This is a genomic window from Flavobacterium tiangeerense, from assembly GCF_007830355.1.
Taxonomy (GTDB): domain Bacteria; phylum Bacteroidota; class Bacteroidia; order Flavobacteriales; family Flavobacteriaceae; genus Flavobacterium; species Flavobacterium tiangeerense.
The window spans coordinates 24,367-40,025 of record NZ_VLKO01000017.1; the positions used below are offsets into that span (position 1 = coordinate 24,367).

Annotated in this window: 16 protein-coding genes; 8 read left to right on the forward strand and 8 right to left on the reverse strand. The window is 32.7% G+C overall.

Annotated features, from left to right (window positions below; genetic code table 11):
- Nucleotides 1-53 precede the first annotated feature (53 nt).
- On the reverse strand, nucleotides 54-1,292 hold the full coding sequence (locus IQ05_RS15110; RefSeq protein ID WP_144894296.1) for an efflux RND transporter periplasmic adaptor subunit: 1,239 nt from the start codon (nucleotides 1,290-1,292) through the stop codon (nucleotides 54-56).
- Between the two features lie 181 nt (nucleotides 1,293-1,473).
- On the opposite strand from IQ05_RS15110, the gene IQ05_RS15115 reads away from it, so the two are divergent.
- The 7 genes from IQ05_RS15115 to IQ05_RS15145 all read left to right on the forward strand — a co-directional run bounded on the left by IQ05_RS15115 (nucleotide 1,474) and on the right by IQ05_RS15145 (nucleotide 9,966).
- Nucleotides 1,474-2,817 carry a sigma-54-dependent transcriptional regulator gene (locus tag IQ05_RS15115; RefSeq protein ID WP_144894297.1) on the forward strand — a complete coding sequence of 448 codons (1,344 nt, stop codon included), beginning with the start codon at nucleotides 1,474-1,476 and terminating at the stop codon, nucleotides 2,815-2,817.
- A gap of 1 nt (nucleotide 2,818) precedes the next feature.
- Entirely contained in the window at nucleotides 2,819-4,153 is a 1,335-nt protein-coding gene (locus IQ05_RS15120; RefSeq protein ID WP_144894298.1) for a sensor histidine kinase, read from the forward strand.
- A 616-nt stretch (nucleotides 4,154-4,769) separates the two neighbouring features.
- Nucleotides 4,770-6,305 carry a hypothetical protein gene (locus tag IQ05_RS15125; protein ID WP_144894299.1) on the forward strand — a complete coding sequence of 512 codons (1,536 nt, stop codon included), beginning with the start codon at nucleotides 4,770-4,772 and terminating at the stop codon, nucleotides 6,303-6,305.
- Between the two features lie 285 nt (nucleotides 6,306-6,590).
- The gene (locus tag IQ05_RS15130; protein ID WP_144894300.1) at nucleotides 6,591-7,214 is read left to right on the forward strand and encodes a hypothetical protein; all 624 of its coding nucleotides are present in this window, start codon (nucleotides 6,591-6,593) and stop codon (nucleotides 7,212-7,214) included.
- A gap of 355 nt (nucleotides 7,215-7,569) precedes the next feature.
- Nucleotides 7,570-8,817 (forward strand): hypothetical protein, encoded by a 1,248-nt coding sequence (locus IQ05_RS15135; protein ID WP_144894301.1) that lies wholly within the window; start codon nucleotides 7,570-7,572, stop codon nucleotides 8,815-8,817.
- 257 nt (nucleotides 8,818-9,074) lie between these two features.
- Complete coding sequence (locus tag IQ05_RS15140; RefSeq protein WP_144894302.1) at nucleotides 9,075-9,299, forward strand: hypothetical protein; 225 nt, start codon at nucleotides 9,075-9,077, stop codon at nucleotides 9,297-9,299.
- A 487-nt stretch (nucleotides 9,300-9,786) separates the two neighbouring features.
- A complete protein-coding gene (locus IQ05_RS15145; RefSeq protein ID WP_144894303.1) occupies nucleotides 9,787-9,966 on the forward strand; it encodes a hypothetical protein in 180 nt (59 codons plus the stop codon).
- 322 nt (nucleotides 9,967-10,288) lie between these two features.
- Here the strand turns inward: IQ05_RS15145 and IQ05_RS15150 are convergent, their stop codons facing one another.
- The 7 genes from IQ05_RS15150 to IQ05_RS15180 form a co-directional block, all read right to left on the reverse strand.
- A complete protein-coding gene (locus IQ05_RS15150) occupies nucleotides 10,289-10,525 on the reverse strand; it encodes an oxidoreductase (RefSeq protein ID WP_144894304.1) in 237 nt (78 codons plus the stop codon).
- The gene (locus IQ05_RS15155; RefSeq protein WP_144894305.1) at nucleotides 10,503-11,393 is read right to left on the reverse strand and encodes a pirin family protein; all 891 of its coding nucleotides are present in this window, start codon (nucleotides 11,391-11,393) and stop codon (nucleotides 10,503-10,505) included. The genes IQ05_RS15150 and IQ05_RS15155 overlap by 23 nt, the downstream gene beginning before the upstream one ends.
- A gap of 225 nt (nucleotides 11,394-11,618) precedes the next feature.
- Complete coding sequence (locus IQ05_RS15160; protein WP_144894306.1) at nucleotides 11,619-12,047, reverse strand: nuclear transport factor 2 family protein; 429 nt, start codon at nucleotides 12,045-12,047, stop codon at nucleotides 11,619-11,621.
- A gap of 145 nt (nucleotides 12,048-12,192) precedes the next feature.
- Nucleotides 12,193-12,774, reverse strand: a complete 582-nt coding sequence (locus IQ05_RS15165) for a Crp/Fnr family transcriptional regulator (protein ID WP_144894307.1) — start codon at nucleotides 12,772-12,774, stop codon at nucleotides 12,193-12,195.
- Nucleotides 12,775-12,872: 98 nt separating this feature from the next.
- Entirely contained in the window at nucleotides 12,873-13,262 is a 390-nt protein-coding gene (locus tag IQ05_RS15170; RefSeq protein WP_144894308.1) for a nuclear transport factor 2 family protein, read from the reverse strand.
- Nucleotides 13,263-13,327: 65 nt separating this feature from the next.
- The gene (locus tag IQ05_RS15175) at nucleotides 13,328-14,218 is read right to left on the reverse strand and encodes an MBL fold metallo-hydrolase (RefSeq protein ID WP_244289590.1); all 891 of its coding nucleotides are present in this window, start codon (nucleotides 14,216-14,218) and stop codon (nucleotides 13,328-13,330) included.
- A gap of 15 nt (nucleotides 14,219-14,233) precedes the next feature.
- On the reverse strand, nucleotides 14,234-14,860 hold the full coding sequence (locus IQ05_RS15180) for a DsbA family protein (protein WP_244289591.1): 627 nt from the start codon (nucleotides 14,858-14,860) through the stop codon (nucleotides 14,234-14,236).
- Between the two features lie 159 nt (nucleotides 14,861-15,019).
- On the opposite strand from IQ05_RS15180, the gene IQ05_RS15185 reads away from it, so the two are divergent.
- Nucleotides 15,020-15,370, forward strand: a complete 351-nt coding sequence (locus IQ05_RS15185; RefSeq protein ID WP_144894309.1) for a winged helix-turn-helix transcriptional regulator — start codon at nucleotides 15,020-15,022, stop codon at nucleotides 15,368-15,370.
- Nucleotides 15,371-15,659: the final 289 nt, after the last annotated feature.

Here is a 15,659-nt window from a genome sequence, read left to right on the forward strand (position 1 = left end):
ATTATTCGTTTTTTGATTGATGTTATTTTTATCTAATTTTTTACTATTTTTTCTTATTTCAAATTCAAAACTTCGACTTCTTTATAGTCTTTATAAGATGAGGTAATTACTTTTTCACCTGCTTTCAATCCGCCGAGTATTTCATAATATAATGGATTTTCTCTTCCTAGTTTGATTGCTTTTCTCTTTGCTTTGTTGCCATTCACTACAAAAATCCATTTCCCGCTCGTTTCTTCGCTAAAGCTTCCTTTGGAAAGGACTACCGTCTTGGTTTTTTCTGATAGGTTTAATTTTACGCCAAAACTCAATCCTTGTTTTAAATCTAATTTTTCAGTTGAAACAAAATCCAATTCTACTTGAAACCTTCCGTTTTTAATTTCCGGAATCACTTTGGTTATTTGCACTTCGATGGATTTGTTTTCAAAATTTACTGCTCCTTTTTGTTGCGCTGCAATTTTATCCAAATAAAATTCATCGATGTCAGCTATCAATTTATAGCCTTTCCTATCATCAATAGAACCAATACTTGTATTTTGCGCATAGGTTTTCCCAAGAATAGGTTCAAAGGAAGAAAGTCTTCCAGAAATTGGTGCTGTAATAAGGAAATTTTTTTTATTCATTTTCAAAATATCCAAACTTTTATTCATGAAACCAATGGATTGATTCAATTGTCCAATCTGGACTTGATTTGCTAATTTTTCTTTTTTGACACTTTTTTTGATGATATTCATACGTTCTTTTTGAAAACGATAATTTTCCTGGGTCTTTTCCCATTCATTTTTAGAAAGTATTTCCTGTTCAAAAAGTTTTTGGTTCAATTCAAATGAGTTTTTGGAATCCAAATAATCGTGTTCAATGGCAATCAAGTCTTTTTCTAAATTCAATTCCTGATTTCTCAAATCGAGTTTGGCTTTATCTAAATTATTAATTTGTTCGATAATGGCCGTTTCCTGTTGCATGTACGACAGATCTGCATTGGGATTGTACAATCGTGCCAATGGTTGTCCTTTTATAACCATATCGCCGTTTTCTACAAATATTTCCTGAATGGCTCCGCCTTCAATGATATTCACTAGCATTGAATTTAAAGGAACTACTTTTGCCTGAAAAGAGATAAAATCTTCGAAAAAATTATTTTCAACAGTCTTAATCGTAATTTCAACTTTTTTTACGTTCAAACTTCTTTTTTTGGTAGCTGATGTAAAAACAAAATACCCAAAGAGTAAGATAATTGGCAAAGCCATTAAAAGATACTTATTTTTGTTAGTTTTACGTACGATTTTGGTGTCCATTGTTAATTATTTGAATAGTCTATAAGGATAATCGTACCAGAAAATTAAAAAATGTAATGATCTTATTATCATATTTTTAATTTTGATAAAATTTACACGGTGTCCATAATTGAACACTATTTGTCCGATACCGAACAATGATTCCATTTTCTGAATAAAAAAATACAGCTATTGCATTAGAATGAAAAAGACAAACGCCTCCATATTAGTCATAGACGACCAAGAAGATATTCTTTTTGCTTCTAAAATGCTACTTAAAAAGCATTTTGAAAATATTTATACTCTTAGTAACCCTACAAATGTTGTGGACCTATTATCACAAAACAACATTGACGTTGTTTTGCTCGATATGAATTACAGAATAGGATTTGAAGACGGCAGAGAAGGCTTGTATTTATTAAAAGAAATAAAAACGCTTTCGCCAAAAACGGTCGTTATTTTGATGACCGCTTTTGGTAAAGTAGAAACGGCTGTAGAAGGTTTAAAAGCAGGTGCTTTTGATTATGTTTTGAAACCTTGGGAAAATGAAAAATTACTTAGCGTTGTAAAACAGGCAGTTGACAAAAGCCGGAAAGAACAAAAGAAATCAAATAATATCGAGATTGTAGACGAATTTTTTGTTGGTAATTCAGAGGTTATAAAAAAAGCTTATTCTCTGGCCGATAAAGTGGCCAAAACCGATGCCAATGTTTTAATACTTGGCGAGAACGGAACCGGTAAATTTGTATTGTCACATCATATCCATCTGCAATCAGAGCGAAAAAATAGTCCTTTTATTCACGTTGATTTGGGTTCTTTAAATTCTAATATTTTCGAAAGCGAATTATTTGGTTATGCTAAAGGAGCTTTTACAGATGCGAAGGTTGATACGCCAGGACGTTTTGAAATGGCTCAAAACGGCACTATTTTTTTGGATGAAATAGGAAACGTCCCATTGCATTTACAATCTAAACTCTTGCAGATCATTCAAACCAAAATGGTAACCCGTTTAGGAGAATCAAAAGCAAGACCGCTGAACGTTCGCATTATTACAGCCACCAATCTGAATTTGAAACAAGAAGTTACAGATAAGAATTTCCGTGAAGATTTGTACTATCGCATCAATACTATGGAAATCGTGTTGCCTCCATTGCGCGAGCGAATCGAAGATAAAATTCCTTTGGCGCAGTATCTTTTGCAAAAAATGACTGATAAATATGGGCGAAGCGAAATTTATTTTGACGAAAAAGCATTGGAACAAATCTCAAAACACGCTTGGAACGGGAATATCCGAGAAATGGAAAACCGAGTAGAGCGTGCCGTGATTCTTTGTGAGAACAATTATATTACCGTTTCGGATTTGGATTTGGAACAAATCACAATGTACGAAGACAATCAAGATGATATTCAACTTTCGGCAATAGAAAAAACGGCTATTGAGAAAATCCTTTTGAAAAACAACAACAATATTAGTAAAACTGCCGAGGAACTAGGATTGTCCAGAGGTGCATTGTACCGACGTTTAGAAAAATATAACATCAACTAATATGTTTACATCTTTAAAAATATACCAACTCCTTTTTCTTAGATTAATTTTTATTCTTTGCCTTTCTGTAATTTCACTATTTATTTTTCAAAAAGGATTGGTCTTTACAGCACTTTTTGGGGTACTCGTACTTTTCATTCTCTTAATCGAAATGTATTTTTACATTAAAAACACGTTTCAGCTTTACGACAGAACAATCACTTCGATTCTGCAAAATGATTTTACCTCCGATTTTTCGAAACATAAATCGTATCAAAATTATTCTAATTTATTCAAGCTGTACGAAACGCTAAAAAACAAAGAAAACGAGCAGGTTTCAAAAGATATTGTTTACCGTTCTATTTTAAATACTATCGAAACAGGAATTATTATCTTACAAAAAGATGGAAGTGACTGGAACATTTTTTTGATGAATGATTTTTTTTCGAAACATTTTGATGTCCCAAAAGTATCTAAATGGAAGTATCTAAAAAATCATTTGTCTGCGTTATGCGAAATTATCGAAAAACAGGATTTTCAGGAAATTAAAACATCTTTAGAGATTCGTGTCAATCAGCAAGACACACAAACATTTGTGATGCAGTCTTCAAGAAGCGAAATTTACAATCGGGATTATTTTATTGTTTTACTGGATTCAATTCAAAATGTAATTGAGAAAAAAGAGAAAGAAGCTTGGGTCAATTTAATGAAAGTCATCTCGCATGAACTCTTGAATTCAATAACTCCCATCCGGTCACTTTCTCAGAATTTGCAGGACTTGGTTCAGCAGGAAACCATTTCGGCAGAAGATTTAGACGATATGAAAAGTAGTGTTACGACGATGTTGAGACGAAGTGACCATTTGCAGCAATTTGTAGAAAGTTATCGAAAACTGGCCATGTTGCCATCGCCCAAAAAACAAATAATGGAACTGTCAAAATTGATTGACAACAGTTGTCAAATAATGAATCCATTGTTTAAAAAGGAACACATAGAAGTCATAAATACAATTGCGTTTGACCGCAGACTCCATATTGACCCACAACAGATGGAGCAAGTATTTATCAATCTTTTGACAAATTGCATCTACGCCCTAACTAATTCAGAAAAAAAACAAATTATCATATCGGCAGAAGTCAAAGAAAAGCGAATTTTTATCACGATTACAGATACAGGGAACGGAATTGAAAAAGAAATAGAAAACAAAATATTCTTACCCTTTTTCACCACCCGAAAGGAAGGAGCTGGAATTGGTTTAACTTTATCTAAAAGCATCGTAGAGGCGCATGGCGGCTACTTGGCATATAGAAATGATGAAGGAATAACTACTTTTGTGATTTGTTTGGTTGAAAATTGATCCTAATTTAGATATGAATAAAAATTAGAGTTTAAGTTAAGCGTCGTAATTTATCAAGTACAAAAGTTGTCTTTGTTTTTTAAAATACGTTTCTCTATAAAATAACTCAGAACTTCAAAAACTGTTTAGATTTTTAATACAAACTGAAAAGATTTTCTTTTTTTCAACATCTGGCACCAATACTATTTATTGGAAAAGACAAAAAGGGACTATTGTAAAACGCCCATTATTAGTCAGTCAAATCCATCATTCATTAATGGCATCACTCTTTTCTCCTTTTGTTTAGGCAAAGAAATTTAACACACTTATTTTGTAGAACAAATATTTGCTGTTAAGACACTGTAATTTAATTACTTGTGACTAGTGAAGGATGACAATGGAAAGTTCGTGGCATGACACAGGAAGTTCCACGAATTGCAATTTACTGTCTATCCATGAACAGTTTTAGTAAGACTATTGATTTAAAACAGTTGTACCTCAGGCAATAGGCATTACGAGGGAACGCCAAAAAAAATAAAAAGCAGGTATTTATACGTTAAACTATCTGCTTGGCTTGTCATATTTTTGGTTAAACAATTACTAACAAAAACTAATACTAACGAAACCATTACTCCCCATGAAAAAAACAATTACCAAATTAAGTGTCGTAGCCTTATTAGGGCTCACCATTTTTATAGCTTGTAAAACCCAAGAAAAAACAGAAGCTTCAAGCTACTTGCCAATTAATGTTTTACCTTCTTGTGTAGTCACTCCTTCTGAGTTTAAGACTTGGTTTGTGGGTGGTAATCCTACTGAGAACGGAGCTGTAGAACCTGCTAACAGTGTGACTTTTGGTCATGCAGACAATTGTGATTTTTACCGATGGTCTGAGCAAATGTTTTTGTGGATTACTTCGCCAAGCTCAGGTATTTATGGACAAAGTAAGACCGTTTTTGAATCACCTGTTTTCTTTACCGTTTCACCAGAATTTGGTGCCAATGAAAGAAAATTAATTCCGCATAAACCTGGTGTATTATTGAATGCACTCCCTAGTTTAGAAAAAAGTATAGGTGTTGACAGTGAAGAAGGACAGGCCACAGGAGATGCTTTGATGTCAAAAGATGGTGCCCTTCTCTATTATATTACGATGGTAAATGATGTATATGCACAGTTTATAGCGGCTGTAAATGCAGGCAAAATGAAAGGCAAGCAATTTCCAACCACACAAGCTGAACTAAATACTATTATAGCTTATGCTAAAACCAAAAATATTGTTTTACCAGACGCCAAGGCATTAGCCATTGAACTTAAAACTTCGTGGGTTGATGCCAGTACTGTGAAAGATCTGAGTAATTACATTACTATAGATGCACTTGTACCTACTTATATTAAAACATCAAAAAAGTGGACTATCATTCCTAATAAAACACAAAAAATAAAATTGGCCCTGTTGGGTGTGCACATTGTGGGAAGTACGGCTGGACATCCAGAGATGGTGTGGTCAACTTTTGAACATAAAAACAATGCCCCTAATTTAAGTTACTCCTATCTAGATACCGCAATGAAGCAACAGAAGATTGCGGCAGATACTAAAGGCCTTTGGGTTTTGAATTCGGCACCAGCAGATACGACCAACATTAATATTTCTCACATGAAGTTTAAAAACGATACTATTTCTGCACAGTGGACTACTAAGCCTCTACCGCCTGCAAATAATACCATTAGCCCGAGTAATACTACCAGAACCAAGCCTTGGGGTGTGGCGAATAAAGGAGTTCCAAACCCTGAGAATGCGACTGCAGCGGCTTCCAATAGTCAGATCATATCGATTAACAATTCGGTGCTATCCCAATTGGTTGGTAATGACATACGAAAAAATTATCTTTTTATAGGATCCACTTGGACGGATGGTGGCGCAGCACCTAATGGTCAAAGTTATTCAGCTACCAATACCACAAGCGGTGTGGCGATAGGTACAAGTCAGTTGGCAAATAGCACAATGGAAACCTATGATCAAAGTACGGCCTATAACCCAAATGGTTCTTGTTTTAGTTGTCATCATGATTATAAGTCGCCTACACCTACTTTAGACCCTAATTTTTTAAGTCACGTGTATGCTGATATTAGAAGAGGAGATTCTATCTCAGGAAAAAAGGTTAAGTTAATTCAGTAATAGATTGAAAAGAGTTTAAAAGTGTAAGGTTTCCATAGATCAATAGATTATGGACAGCCTTACACTTTTGGCTTATTCAAACCGGATGGGTAGAATTAAAAAACACATTTTAAATTGATTGTATCCATTACAATCAGAGCCAGGAGAGTGACAGTAGGTCGAAATAATGGGCTTGAAATCATAACTACACCCAACGGGCTACTTAACTTTTAAAACACATTAATTTCTAAAGAAAATATTAATTTTAAGAAATAACCAAGACACTGTCTTACAACACCATAAGTTATGAAGGGTATAAAATTAAATTTCATTAATCATTCAAATGACATCAATAATAGTAGTATTGTTATTTTTTCTAAAAATAGTGCTACAGATTTTGACGAGCTGCCTATTGCCTGGAAAGTAATCGAAAATTGCGGTATAGGAGAACATCATCCTTTAACTTATGATCTAAATGTGTATGTTTCGGCTGGAGATTCTTATGGGAATTATACCACTGAGTTATTAGCCCAGTACGGACAGCAATTTGAGATGATTAAGAATACTTCTGGGGATGTTCTGCAATTGAGTGGGCAACCTGCTATGAGTTCTACTGAAATAGAGATTGCTAATAATTTACCTACGGGTTCTATTAGCGGGAATGTATATCGTAGTGGTAGTTTATATGCTTCAACTCATAATATAGCGCCAAGTCAAAAAGCAGTGTTTTCATTTAAACCTACTATTTGGATTGGAGTTGTTTCTCAAATAACCGAAGGTGAAGTAATAAATTCAGCCATTATGTCGCAAATAAACACTGAGATTAGTTTGTTAGGGATCTCTAGTGCCGATATTGTGATGACTGGCGGCGGTCCTGGCCCTTCTTCTACCTCATTTACATTTAACTTGCAAAATGTTCAAATGGCTTAAGGCTTAACTTTTTCAAAATATAGTCTAAGATATAATGAGATAATAATTGTTTAGTTTAAATTAAAAATTTGATTAGACGGCTTCCAGTGGGTAGGAAGCCGTTTTTTTTTTGTTCAATACTTTAGTTTGTTTCATGGTTGCCAGTTTGACGCTAAGGAATGTTCATTTGGGTTTAAAGGATGTATCTGCCTGATAAAAAAGGGTATTTTTCCCCTAGTTATATTTATCAATAATTTTTACGTTTACATCTGAAAAACAAGTGTTTATACTCATGTCTGGCTTTTTAATAAAGATTAGATTTGGTAACTCTATTTGGTGTTTATTTCAATTTTAAACAATTCTAAAAACTAGAAACATGAAAAAACTATTACTCGCATTTTTACTCTTATCAGGGGTAAGTATTTATTCTCAAACTAATCCTGAGGATAAACAAACAACAAAGGAAGAATTGGAGAAAGAACAAAAGACTGAATTAAATAAAAATCCACATGACTCAAAAAAAGTCGAAAAAATCATAAAGAAAATAGCAGTAATAAATAAAAAGAGCAATGTTCAAACTGTTATTAATGATTTTGAAACACAAGCTTATACTTCAAATCAATTAAAACCCAAACACAAACAACCAATTGTATTCAAAATAGATAACATCAATAAAATTCCAAACAAAGTGGAAATCACTTCAAATGTTGTAAAGATAAACCATGATTTTTTAAATGGTGATGAAAATAAAGTAGCCAATAAGGTTAAAAAGGATGATGATGATGAAAATACAAAAAATAGTATCAGCCCTGACATCAGTATAAAAGAATTAAATAAGGAATTTAAGCAATTAAATATAGAAATGGCAGGCCTTGAAAATAAAATTCAATTAAATTCAAATCTTTTAGATCAAAAACAAAAAATATTAAATGACTATCAAATAAAGAAAGCCGACGAACAGAGAAAAGGAGAACTTACTGACAATCAAACAACCGCTAACTATTTCAGCACTATTACAACTATTGGAAATGAAATACTCATATTAAAAAATAACATTCTCGAAGAACAATCTACCCTTGTAAATAAAAAAAATGAGCTGATAAAGCTCAGTGATGATTTAGGGAAATTTACAATTAAAACCAATTCTTTACTGGCAAAATATAACTGTGTTTACGGAAAAATTAAAGATATTAATAAAATAAATTATGCTTATGATAACTTTTGCAATTATATCATCAATCCCTCTTTAAACTTTAATCAGTACAATAATGATTCAGAAGGAGTTTGCTCTATTTTAAAAACTGATAAGAGGAATGGACATTATTCTGATGTCTCAATATTTGATGAAGCTTATGCTGATTTCATTCAAGAATACAACTTCTTTCATAATGATGAATTGTTCTATGAAATAAATAATTTAGATGGAAGTTATGCGAAATTAGTAAAGACACAAATTGATACATTAAAAAGAGATGTTGAAGTGCTTTATCTATCGGTAGATATTACTGGATTGAGAAAAAAACTAAACAATGTTGAAATTATCAATAATATTTTATCAAAAAAAAAGAGCCTTTACTGTGGTATCAAATCCGGTACAACTACACTAAGATTACATAGAGTTTAAAGTAAAAATAAAGCAAAACAACGAACTAGGAAGCTCTATTATAAAAGAAAATGATAAAGATTTTACTTATATAGAATATGTAAGACAAGGCATAGATGGGGTGTAAGTTTTGGTCCCGTATTTGATTTTGGTATAAAAATCAAGAATACGAAATATAAAAGGTTAAAGATTCTACATTTCAAATAGTTGAAAATAACACCTCTAAATATAAGCCAACAATTGCAAGAATACTTCACACAAGTTTTAGAAGTAATAGTATGTTTGCCTTTGGTTTTTCGCTAGGCGTATCTATTAATGTGGTTGATTTAAATTTTAATTCTTTTTTTCCTGGTGTCAGTGCCCTAATTGGCAAAAGAGAAAAAAAAGTATTTACCTTTAGTCTAACTTTTAAAAGAGTAAATCAAATTAAAAGTATTTATACAAATGATGCCGATAGAATACTCGCTGCAGAAATTCAAATAAAAGATATAACCACTGAGTAATATAGAATTGGCTTTTTTTTGGGACTACCTACAATTTAACTAGTAAGCAAGTGAGTAAGAAAAAAAAATATAGCTGTAAAAATTTTTACAAAGAAACGTAAAACTAATCCTTTTACGGTTTTTATATTTGTGAAAGAGCAGAAATAGAGGGGCGATAAAATTGATAAAGTGGGGATCAAATGTTAAGTTTGTTTAAAACCAAATTAATAGCTAAGGATGAATATCCAAAATCCCGAACAAATAGCATGTGATAATATTGATAAGTTGTTAATTGATTGATTATCAATTAAAATTACAACTCAAATGTATTAATTCTGCTTCCTAAACCAAAAGAACAACACCTTATCGTTCAAGAAATCGAAAGCCGTTTAATTGTTGCTGATAAAATGGAGGAAAGTATTAACCAAAGCTTGCAACAAGCTGAGGCATTGAGGCAGAGTATATGGAAAAAGACGTTTAGTGGAGAGTTGGTTTAAAGATTTAAAACATGTCTAATCAAAAAAAGTATCTGAACTCATTTTATCCTCTTTGTTGCAACAGCAAAGGGATCAAAGCTATTAAAATGTTCGGGTTACCAAAATACACAGATGGTTCATGCAGAAGCGAACCAGATTTTGAAAATGAATTTCCTTGTATTACTGGATTATGTAGACTAGGTTTTGCATAAAAACTAAATATAGAAGATATTATATTTTATGTTACAAATAAAAAAGGCATTGGCTCAAGAAAAGTAATTGCTGTTTTAGAAGTAATTAAAGTTTTTTTTAATCATAGAGAACCTGCCGATTGGTATATTAAGAAGAATAAGTCTATTCCTAATAATATTATGGTTATTAAAACTAAACCATTTGCACAAAATCTCAACGATCTCGACCAATACCCGCTGGAGTTGAAGGAAGATTGTAAAAAAGCAGAAGCCAAAGTGGTGGACTGTGTCGATTATTTATTTGGCCATCCTGTTTCTAAAAATGATGGGGACCGCGCCGGTGCTAGTCAATTTGTTCTTCGATATAAATTCCCAGCGTAAATGGGCTACCCAATGCTTGTTCCGAAATATTGATTCCTTCAGTAATTATCAAACCAGCGGTGGCTCTTTGGGTAAAATACAAAACGGTTAAATCATTGGGGATTCCTTTGCCTTCTCCACGAGCACCTGTCATAGGTGCCATTGCTATACTGTCTGCTAGACTTAAGTTTCCAATTTTATTTGATTGTAATAATTTCATTTTTCTTATTTAGATTAATTTCTCCGTATTTACCATCATAAAAATCTCGATAGGCATTACATATTTCAGCTAGTGAGTTCATCACAAACGGACCTTCTGATACAATGGGTTCTGTATATTCTTCGCCACCAAATACTATAACATCAATTCCGGTTTGAGAGCTGTTTTTTATTTCGATTTCTCCTGCTTTTCTTCCAAATTCCACGAACTCTCCCGCTTGAAATTCGGCATCATTGAGTATTGCATTTTGCGTGGTCAAAAAAGTGGCAGCTTCAATTTTATTTTCCAAATTGATTGAAAATTGTTTTCCTGATTCTAAATAAATGTGATATAAAAACTGCTCGGAATAATTTGGAATTTTAGAACTCAAATTTTCATAGTTGCCTACAATTACTTTTATCCAACCAGCGTTGTCTGGCAATATTTTTTTAGGCACTTGATCTGCTTGAATGGCTATATGAGCTGGACTTTCTGCTTTGTTTTTTGCAGGCAGATTGATCCAAAACTGAAAGCCGTGAATTATTTTACTATCGGTTTGAGAATCATAATTAAAATTTTCGTCGTGTACGATTCCATTACCAGCTTTCATCCATTGCATACCGCCCGAATGTATTTTACCAGTATGTCCTGCACTGTCAAAATGCTCTACTTCGCCCTGAAGAATATAGGTTAAGGTTGCAATACCACGATGTGGATGAGCCCCCATACCATTTTTAGTGGTACTTGTTTTAATAGCCGGAGCCACATAATCAAGAAATACAAATGGCCCAACTTTTTTTGTATAATGATTTGGCAATATTCGATTGATAGTCAAAGGACCAAGATTGGTTATATTACCTTTTGTTGAAAAACTGGTTTCTTTTTTCATGCGTGCAGCATTTAATTCATTATCAACTTTAATTTAACTTAACTTCTGTTTTTTTTACTATTAAAATGGCTTGCAGAAAAAAACATTAACAAGTTTTTATTTATTTTACAATGTAAAATTGCAACAGAAATACCTTTTAAAACAATGCGTTATGATAAAAAAACCGCTGACAAATATCAACGGTTTTGAAATTAACTTAAAACTATTAGGTTTTAATTGGAATTATTATTCTGCAAAACTTCCACCACTCATCGCTTTTTGAAAAGCTTGAGGATTCCAGTATTCACGGTAGTTTACAACCAACCCATCACGAAAAGTTACAAAAGTAGCATAACTCATTTCGTACGGATTACTGTTTCCAATTACCACACCAGATACACTCCATTCGGCAATAGCAACATTTTCGTCATCAGTACCATATATTTTTAAGGTTGGTAACGATTTTACATCAATAAAACTGGGATAGTCTTTTAAGTAAGCATATAACGCTTCACGACCTTCAAATCTCGCTTGCATACCTTCTGGTGCAAAAGGGAATTCGGCTACTACGTCTTCGGCACAAAGCTCTGACCAACCTTTCATATCTTTGGCAAGAAATCTGTCTAAAGTGTTACGAAGTAATTGAGTTGCTGGTGTGTTTTTTGAATTTTCCATTTTTCTTTAAATTTTGAGTATTATTTTTTTTTATTCATTTTGATAGGACAAAGTTGCATCAATGGCAAGACTTGTTACAATGAGATATGATAAAAAAAACCGTTGACAAATGTCAACGGTTTTGGTAAAATTTTAAATTGAGTCTTTACTTTATAGCTTGTTTTCTAATTCGGCTCAAGGTTTCTTTGGTTATCCCTAAAAAAGAAGCGATAAGATGTTGCGGAAACCGTTGAATAAATTGAGGATGATTTTTAGCAAACTCTTCATAGCGTTTTTCGGCTGTATTGCTAATAGTAGAATTTAATCTTCGTTGGTTAGCAATGGCATTTCGTTCGTCCATTAAGCGGATCATTTCTGTAATAGAAGGAATTTTTGCCATTAAATCTAGCATGTCGGCTCTGGTTACAAGTAATATATCGGTATCTTCCCAAGCATCAATATTATAAATAGAAGGTGTAAGCATGGTAGAACTTTCTCGGTCGTTTGCCCAATAATTTTCAATGAATAGTTGTACCATATGTTCTACACCTTTTTCGTCTACTCGGTATTGTCGCATTGCTCCTTTTACAATAAAACCAGCGTATTTACAAACATCGCCTTCTTGTAAAAAATATTGTTTTTTTCTTAACTTTTTGGGTTGAAAAGTAGCTACGATCAAGGCTTGTTCTTCGTTTGTAAGTGGTGAAGAAGCATATTGGTTGATGTAGGTAATAAGATTTTGGTGCATCGATTTTGATGATTAAATTAAAAGAGGCAAGCTGAAAAAGAACAAATTTACTGTTTGATAGCCGTATTAATGACAATGTAAGATACAAAAAATGATTTTTATTTTATTGCATCATTCACCGTTTGGCTATCTACAAACTGTTCGAAACTAATAATTTTACTGTCTTTTAATTTCCAAACGTGAGCCACTCTGGCGGTGAATGATTTGCCTGTAATTTTATAAGTTCCTGTATAGGTGCCATAAGCAACAACTTTATCATCACTAGCAACATAATCCTCTGGCGTAAATTTATAATCGATCCATTCGCTTCCTAATCGGCTAAAAACATTTTTAGATACGTCTTCTAAACCAGTGTAAGTTCCTGCATACGGAAAACCTTTGGCTTCTGTCCAAGAAATGTCATCCGCTACATATTTAGCCAAATTTTTACCGTTTTCTTCCGAAGTTTTTCCTTCGTAAGTACTTTTTATAATGTCAAGATTTGTCATTGCTTCTTTATTTAAAGAACAGCTTGACAATGCCAATAACATCGCCAAGCTCTATAGAGTTGATTTTACCATTTCATTTCTCCAGTGTTTACTTTTGCACCTATCATCAAGGCAGTTTCAAAAGTAAGTGTTGGATATTTTGATTTTAAAGCTGTAATTAAAGCCTCAGAAGTTTTGTTAGTTTTTAAAGCTTCTTCATAGAATTGTATGTAAGTTTTCGTATGATTTACGGCAGTTACATCAAATGGGGAATTTGAATTGGCGTGAGCCGGAACTACAATTTCAGGTTTCAAAGCAGAGATTTTATCTAAAACAGAAATCCAGTTTTCGCGAGCTTCTGTAGTTTGTGCATCTGCCATCCAAAGATGAAAAGTCGTTCCAAAAACATTAATTCCGCCAACAGCTGCTTTGATAGAAGGAATACAAATAAATGTTTTTTTAGGAAATTCATCCAAACCAATTATTTCTAATTGCTGTCCTTCTATTTCAATACTGTTTCCTTTTAAAACTTGTGGCAAAACAACATTTGAAGTGATGGCTTTACCTAATCGTTCGCCCCAAACATCTAGTTTTTTTTGAGCTGTAACTTTGATTGCCTCTACTGTAGCTGGCGAAGCATAAGCCACAGCATCAGGGAAATATTTTTTGAATATTTCCAATCCAAAATAATAATCCGGATCTGCGTGAGAAACGTAAATAGCGGTTAGTTTTTTGCCACTTGCTTTGATTTCTGCAGCTACTTTTTCGGCATCCGCCAAAGTGAATTGTGCATCGATGAGAACGGCATCTTTTTTACCCGATACTATTACCGATGCTACACCAAAACTATTTTCTGATGCGTTGTAAACTTGAATTGTTAAGTCTTTAGTTTCGATTGTTTTGAAAGTTTGTGCTTGTGTTTCCATGTTTAATAGGATTAAGGTTGCTAAAAATATTGTTGCAAAAATTTGTTTCATTTTTCAATTATTAAATTAGTTCAAAAAAAGTATGTCAATTTGTTTTTGAATCGCTTCAAATGGAGCATAACCTTGTTCTAAAATATACAGATTGCCTTCTTTTTCTGCCAGAAGTGTTGGATAAGAACTGGCGTATTGTTGTGCCAAAGTAAAGTTTTCTTGTGTTTCTTTTTTGATGGTTTCAGAATAAAACACCTCTAAAAAATCGCTTTTATCTAATCCTAAATTTTCACAAATATTCAAATACGTTTGGTCATCATTCAAATCTTTTCCGTGTAGATACCTTGCTTTCTGAACTTCAATAGCGAAAGGAATAGCTTCTGAAGCCCATAATTTCTTTACAGTAACAATCGCTCTTGATGGAATTTCGCTGTCTAAAATGATACTTTCATTTTCTATAAATTCAAAATAGCCTTTTCCAAATTCAGTTCCTGTAGTTTGCTGTACTTGTGGATCGTGCTTTTTGATAAATTGTGCCATTGGTTTGGATTGTTTTCTGGCATTTTCTCCAATCCACATTCCAGCAGGTAAAATCTCAAAAGTTAGCTTGTCTTTGTATTTATCGTATAATTTTTGGGTGTTGTTGCTGTTTCCATAACACCAACCACAAAGCGGATCCATTATATAAATTAATTTATTCATCGTTTTATACTATAATTTGAGTAGGTCTAGTAATTTAATATTGATTACTATATCTGTATGAATTTATCTTTTAATGATTTACAAAACTAAAGCAAATTAGTTTACTTTTGTAATATAGTAACAAAAAGTAATGGTAACAATAAGGTAACATAGTAACTTATGGAAGAAAAACTAAATGAAGAATCAGAGTGTACTTTAATAATTAGAGCCGCACACGATGCAATGGATGTACTTAATGGCAAATGGAAGATTCCAATTATTGCGGTACTTTGTTTCAGTAAAAAAAGGTATTCTGATCTTTTAAAAGAAATTAAAGGAATATCAGGGAAAATGTTGAGCAAAGAATTAAAGGATATGGAATTGAATCAGCTTTTAAAAAGAACCGTTTTAGAAACGCAGCCAATAACCGTAGAATACGAACTTACTGAACACGGGATTAAATTAAAGGACTCAATTAAACAACTTGCTATTTGGGGTACAGCATACAGAAAAGAAATTATTAAAGAGTAAGAACCATTTTACTCTTTAATAATTTCTATTAAAATGTATTGTGAATTTATTTCGTAAAAAACCTTTAGAAGCTAGTTTAGAGGGGGAAGGAAAATTGTTTTTTTTCCTATTCAGATTATATAATCTTTTTGTGTAATCCTCAACTTTTTACCTGGATCCCTTTTGAACTTGATCCAATTGTATTGACATATTTTGGATCAAGTCTGAAAGTTGTGGGGAAATATTAAAAACCGGTTATTTGTATTTTAAAAAATACAGAAATGCAGGATTCTTTTAAAGAACTTATCAA

Excerpts from the sequence above, each read along its gene's own strand:
- IQ05_RS15140 (WP_144894302.1), top strand. The coding sequence starts at position 9,075 with ATGTTTGCCTTTGGTTTTTCGCTAGGCGTATCTATTAATGTGGTTGAT.
- IQ05_RS15125 (WP_144894299.1), top strand. The coding sequence starts at position 4,770 with ATGAAAAAAACAATTACCAAATTAAGTGTCGTAGCCTTATTAGGGCTC.
- IQ05_RS15175 (WP_244289590.1), bottom strand. The coding sequence starts at position 14,218 with ATGAAACAAATTTTTGCAACAATATTTTTAGCAACCTTAATCCTATTA.
- IQ05_RS15165 (WP_144894307.1), bottom strand. The coding sequence starts at position 12,774 with ATGCACCAAAATCTTATTACCTACATCAACCAATATGCTTCTTCACCA.
- IQ05_RS15115 (WP_144894297.1), top strand. The coding sequence starts at position 1,474 with ATGAAAAAGACAAACGCCTCCATATTAGTCATAGACGACCAAGAAGAT.
- IQ05_RS15145 (WP_144894303.1), top strand. The coding sequence starts at position 9,787 with ATGTCTAATCAAAAAAAGTATCTGAACTCATTTTATCCTCTTTGTTGC.
- IQ05_RS15130 (WP_144894300.1), top strand. The coding sequence starts at position 6,591 with ATGAAGGGTATAAAATTAAATTTCATTAATCATTCAAATGACATCAAT.
- IQ05_RS15110 (WP_144894296.1), bottom strand. The coding sequence starts at position 1,292 with ATGGACACCAAAATCGTACGTAAAACTAACAAAAATAAGTATCTTTTA.
- IQ05_RS15170 (WP_144894308.1), bottom strand. The coding sequence starts at position 13,262 with ATGACAAATCTTGACATTATAAAAAGTACTTACGAAGGAAAAACTTCG.
- IQ05_RS15160 (WP_144894306.1), bottom strand. The coding sequence starts at position 12,047 with ATGGAAAATTCAAAAAACACACCAGCAACTCAATTACTTCGTAACACT.
- IQ05_RS15180 (WP_244289591.1), bottom strand. The coding sequence starts at position 14,860 with ATGAATAAATTAATTTATATAATGGATCCGCTTTGTGGTTGGTGTTAT.
- IQ05_RS15120 (WP_144894298.1), top strand. The coding sequence starts at position 2,819 with ATGTTTACATCTTTAAAAATATACCAACTCCTTTTTCTTAGATTAATT.
- IQ05_RS15150 (WP_144894304.1), bottom strand. The coding sequence starts at position 10,525 with ATGAAATTATTACAATCAAATAAAATTGGAAACTTAAGTCTAGCAGAC.
- IQ05_RS15155 (WP_144894305.1), bottom strand. The coding sequence starts at position 11,393 with ATGAAAAAAGAAACCAGTTTTTCAACAAAAGGTAATATAACCAATCTT.
- IQ05_RS15185 (WP_144894309.1), top strand. The coding sequence starts at position 15,020 with ATGGAAGAAAAACTAAATGAAGAATCAGAGTGTACTTTAATAATTAGA.
- IQ05_RS15135 (WP_144894301.1), top strand. The coding sequence starts at position 7,570 with ATGAAAAAACTATTACTCGCATTTTTACTCTTATCAGGGGTAAGTATT.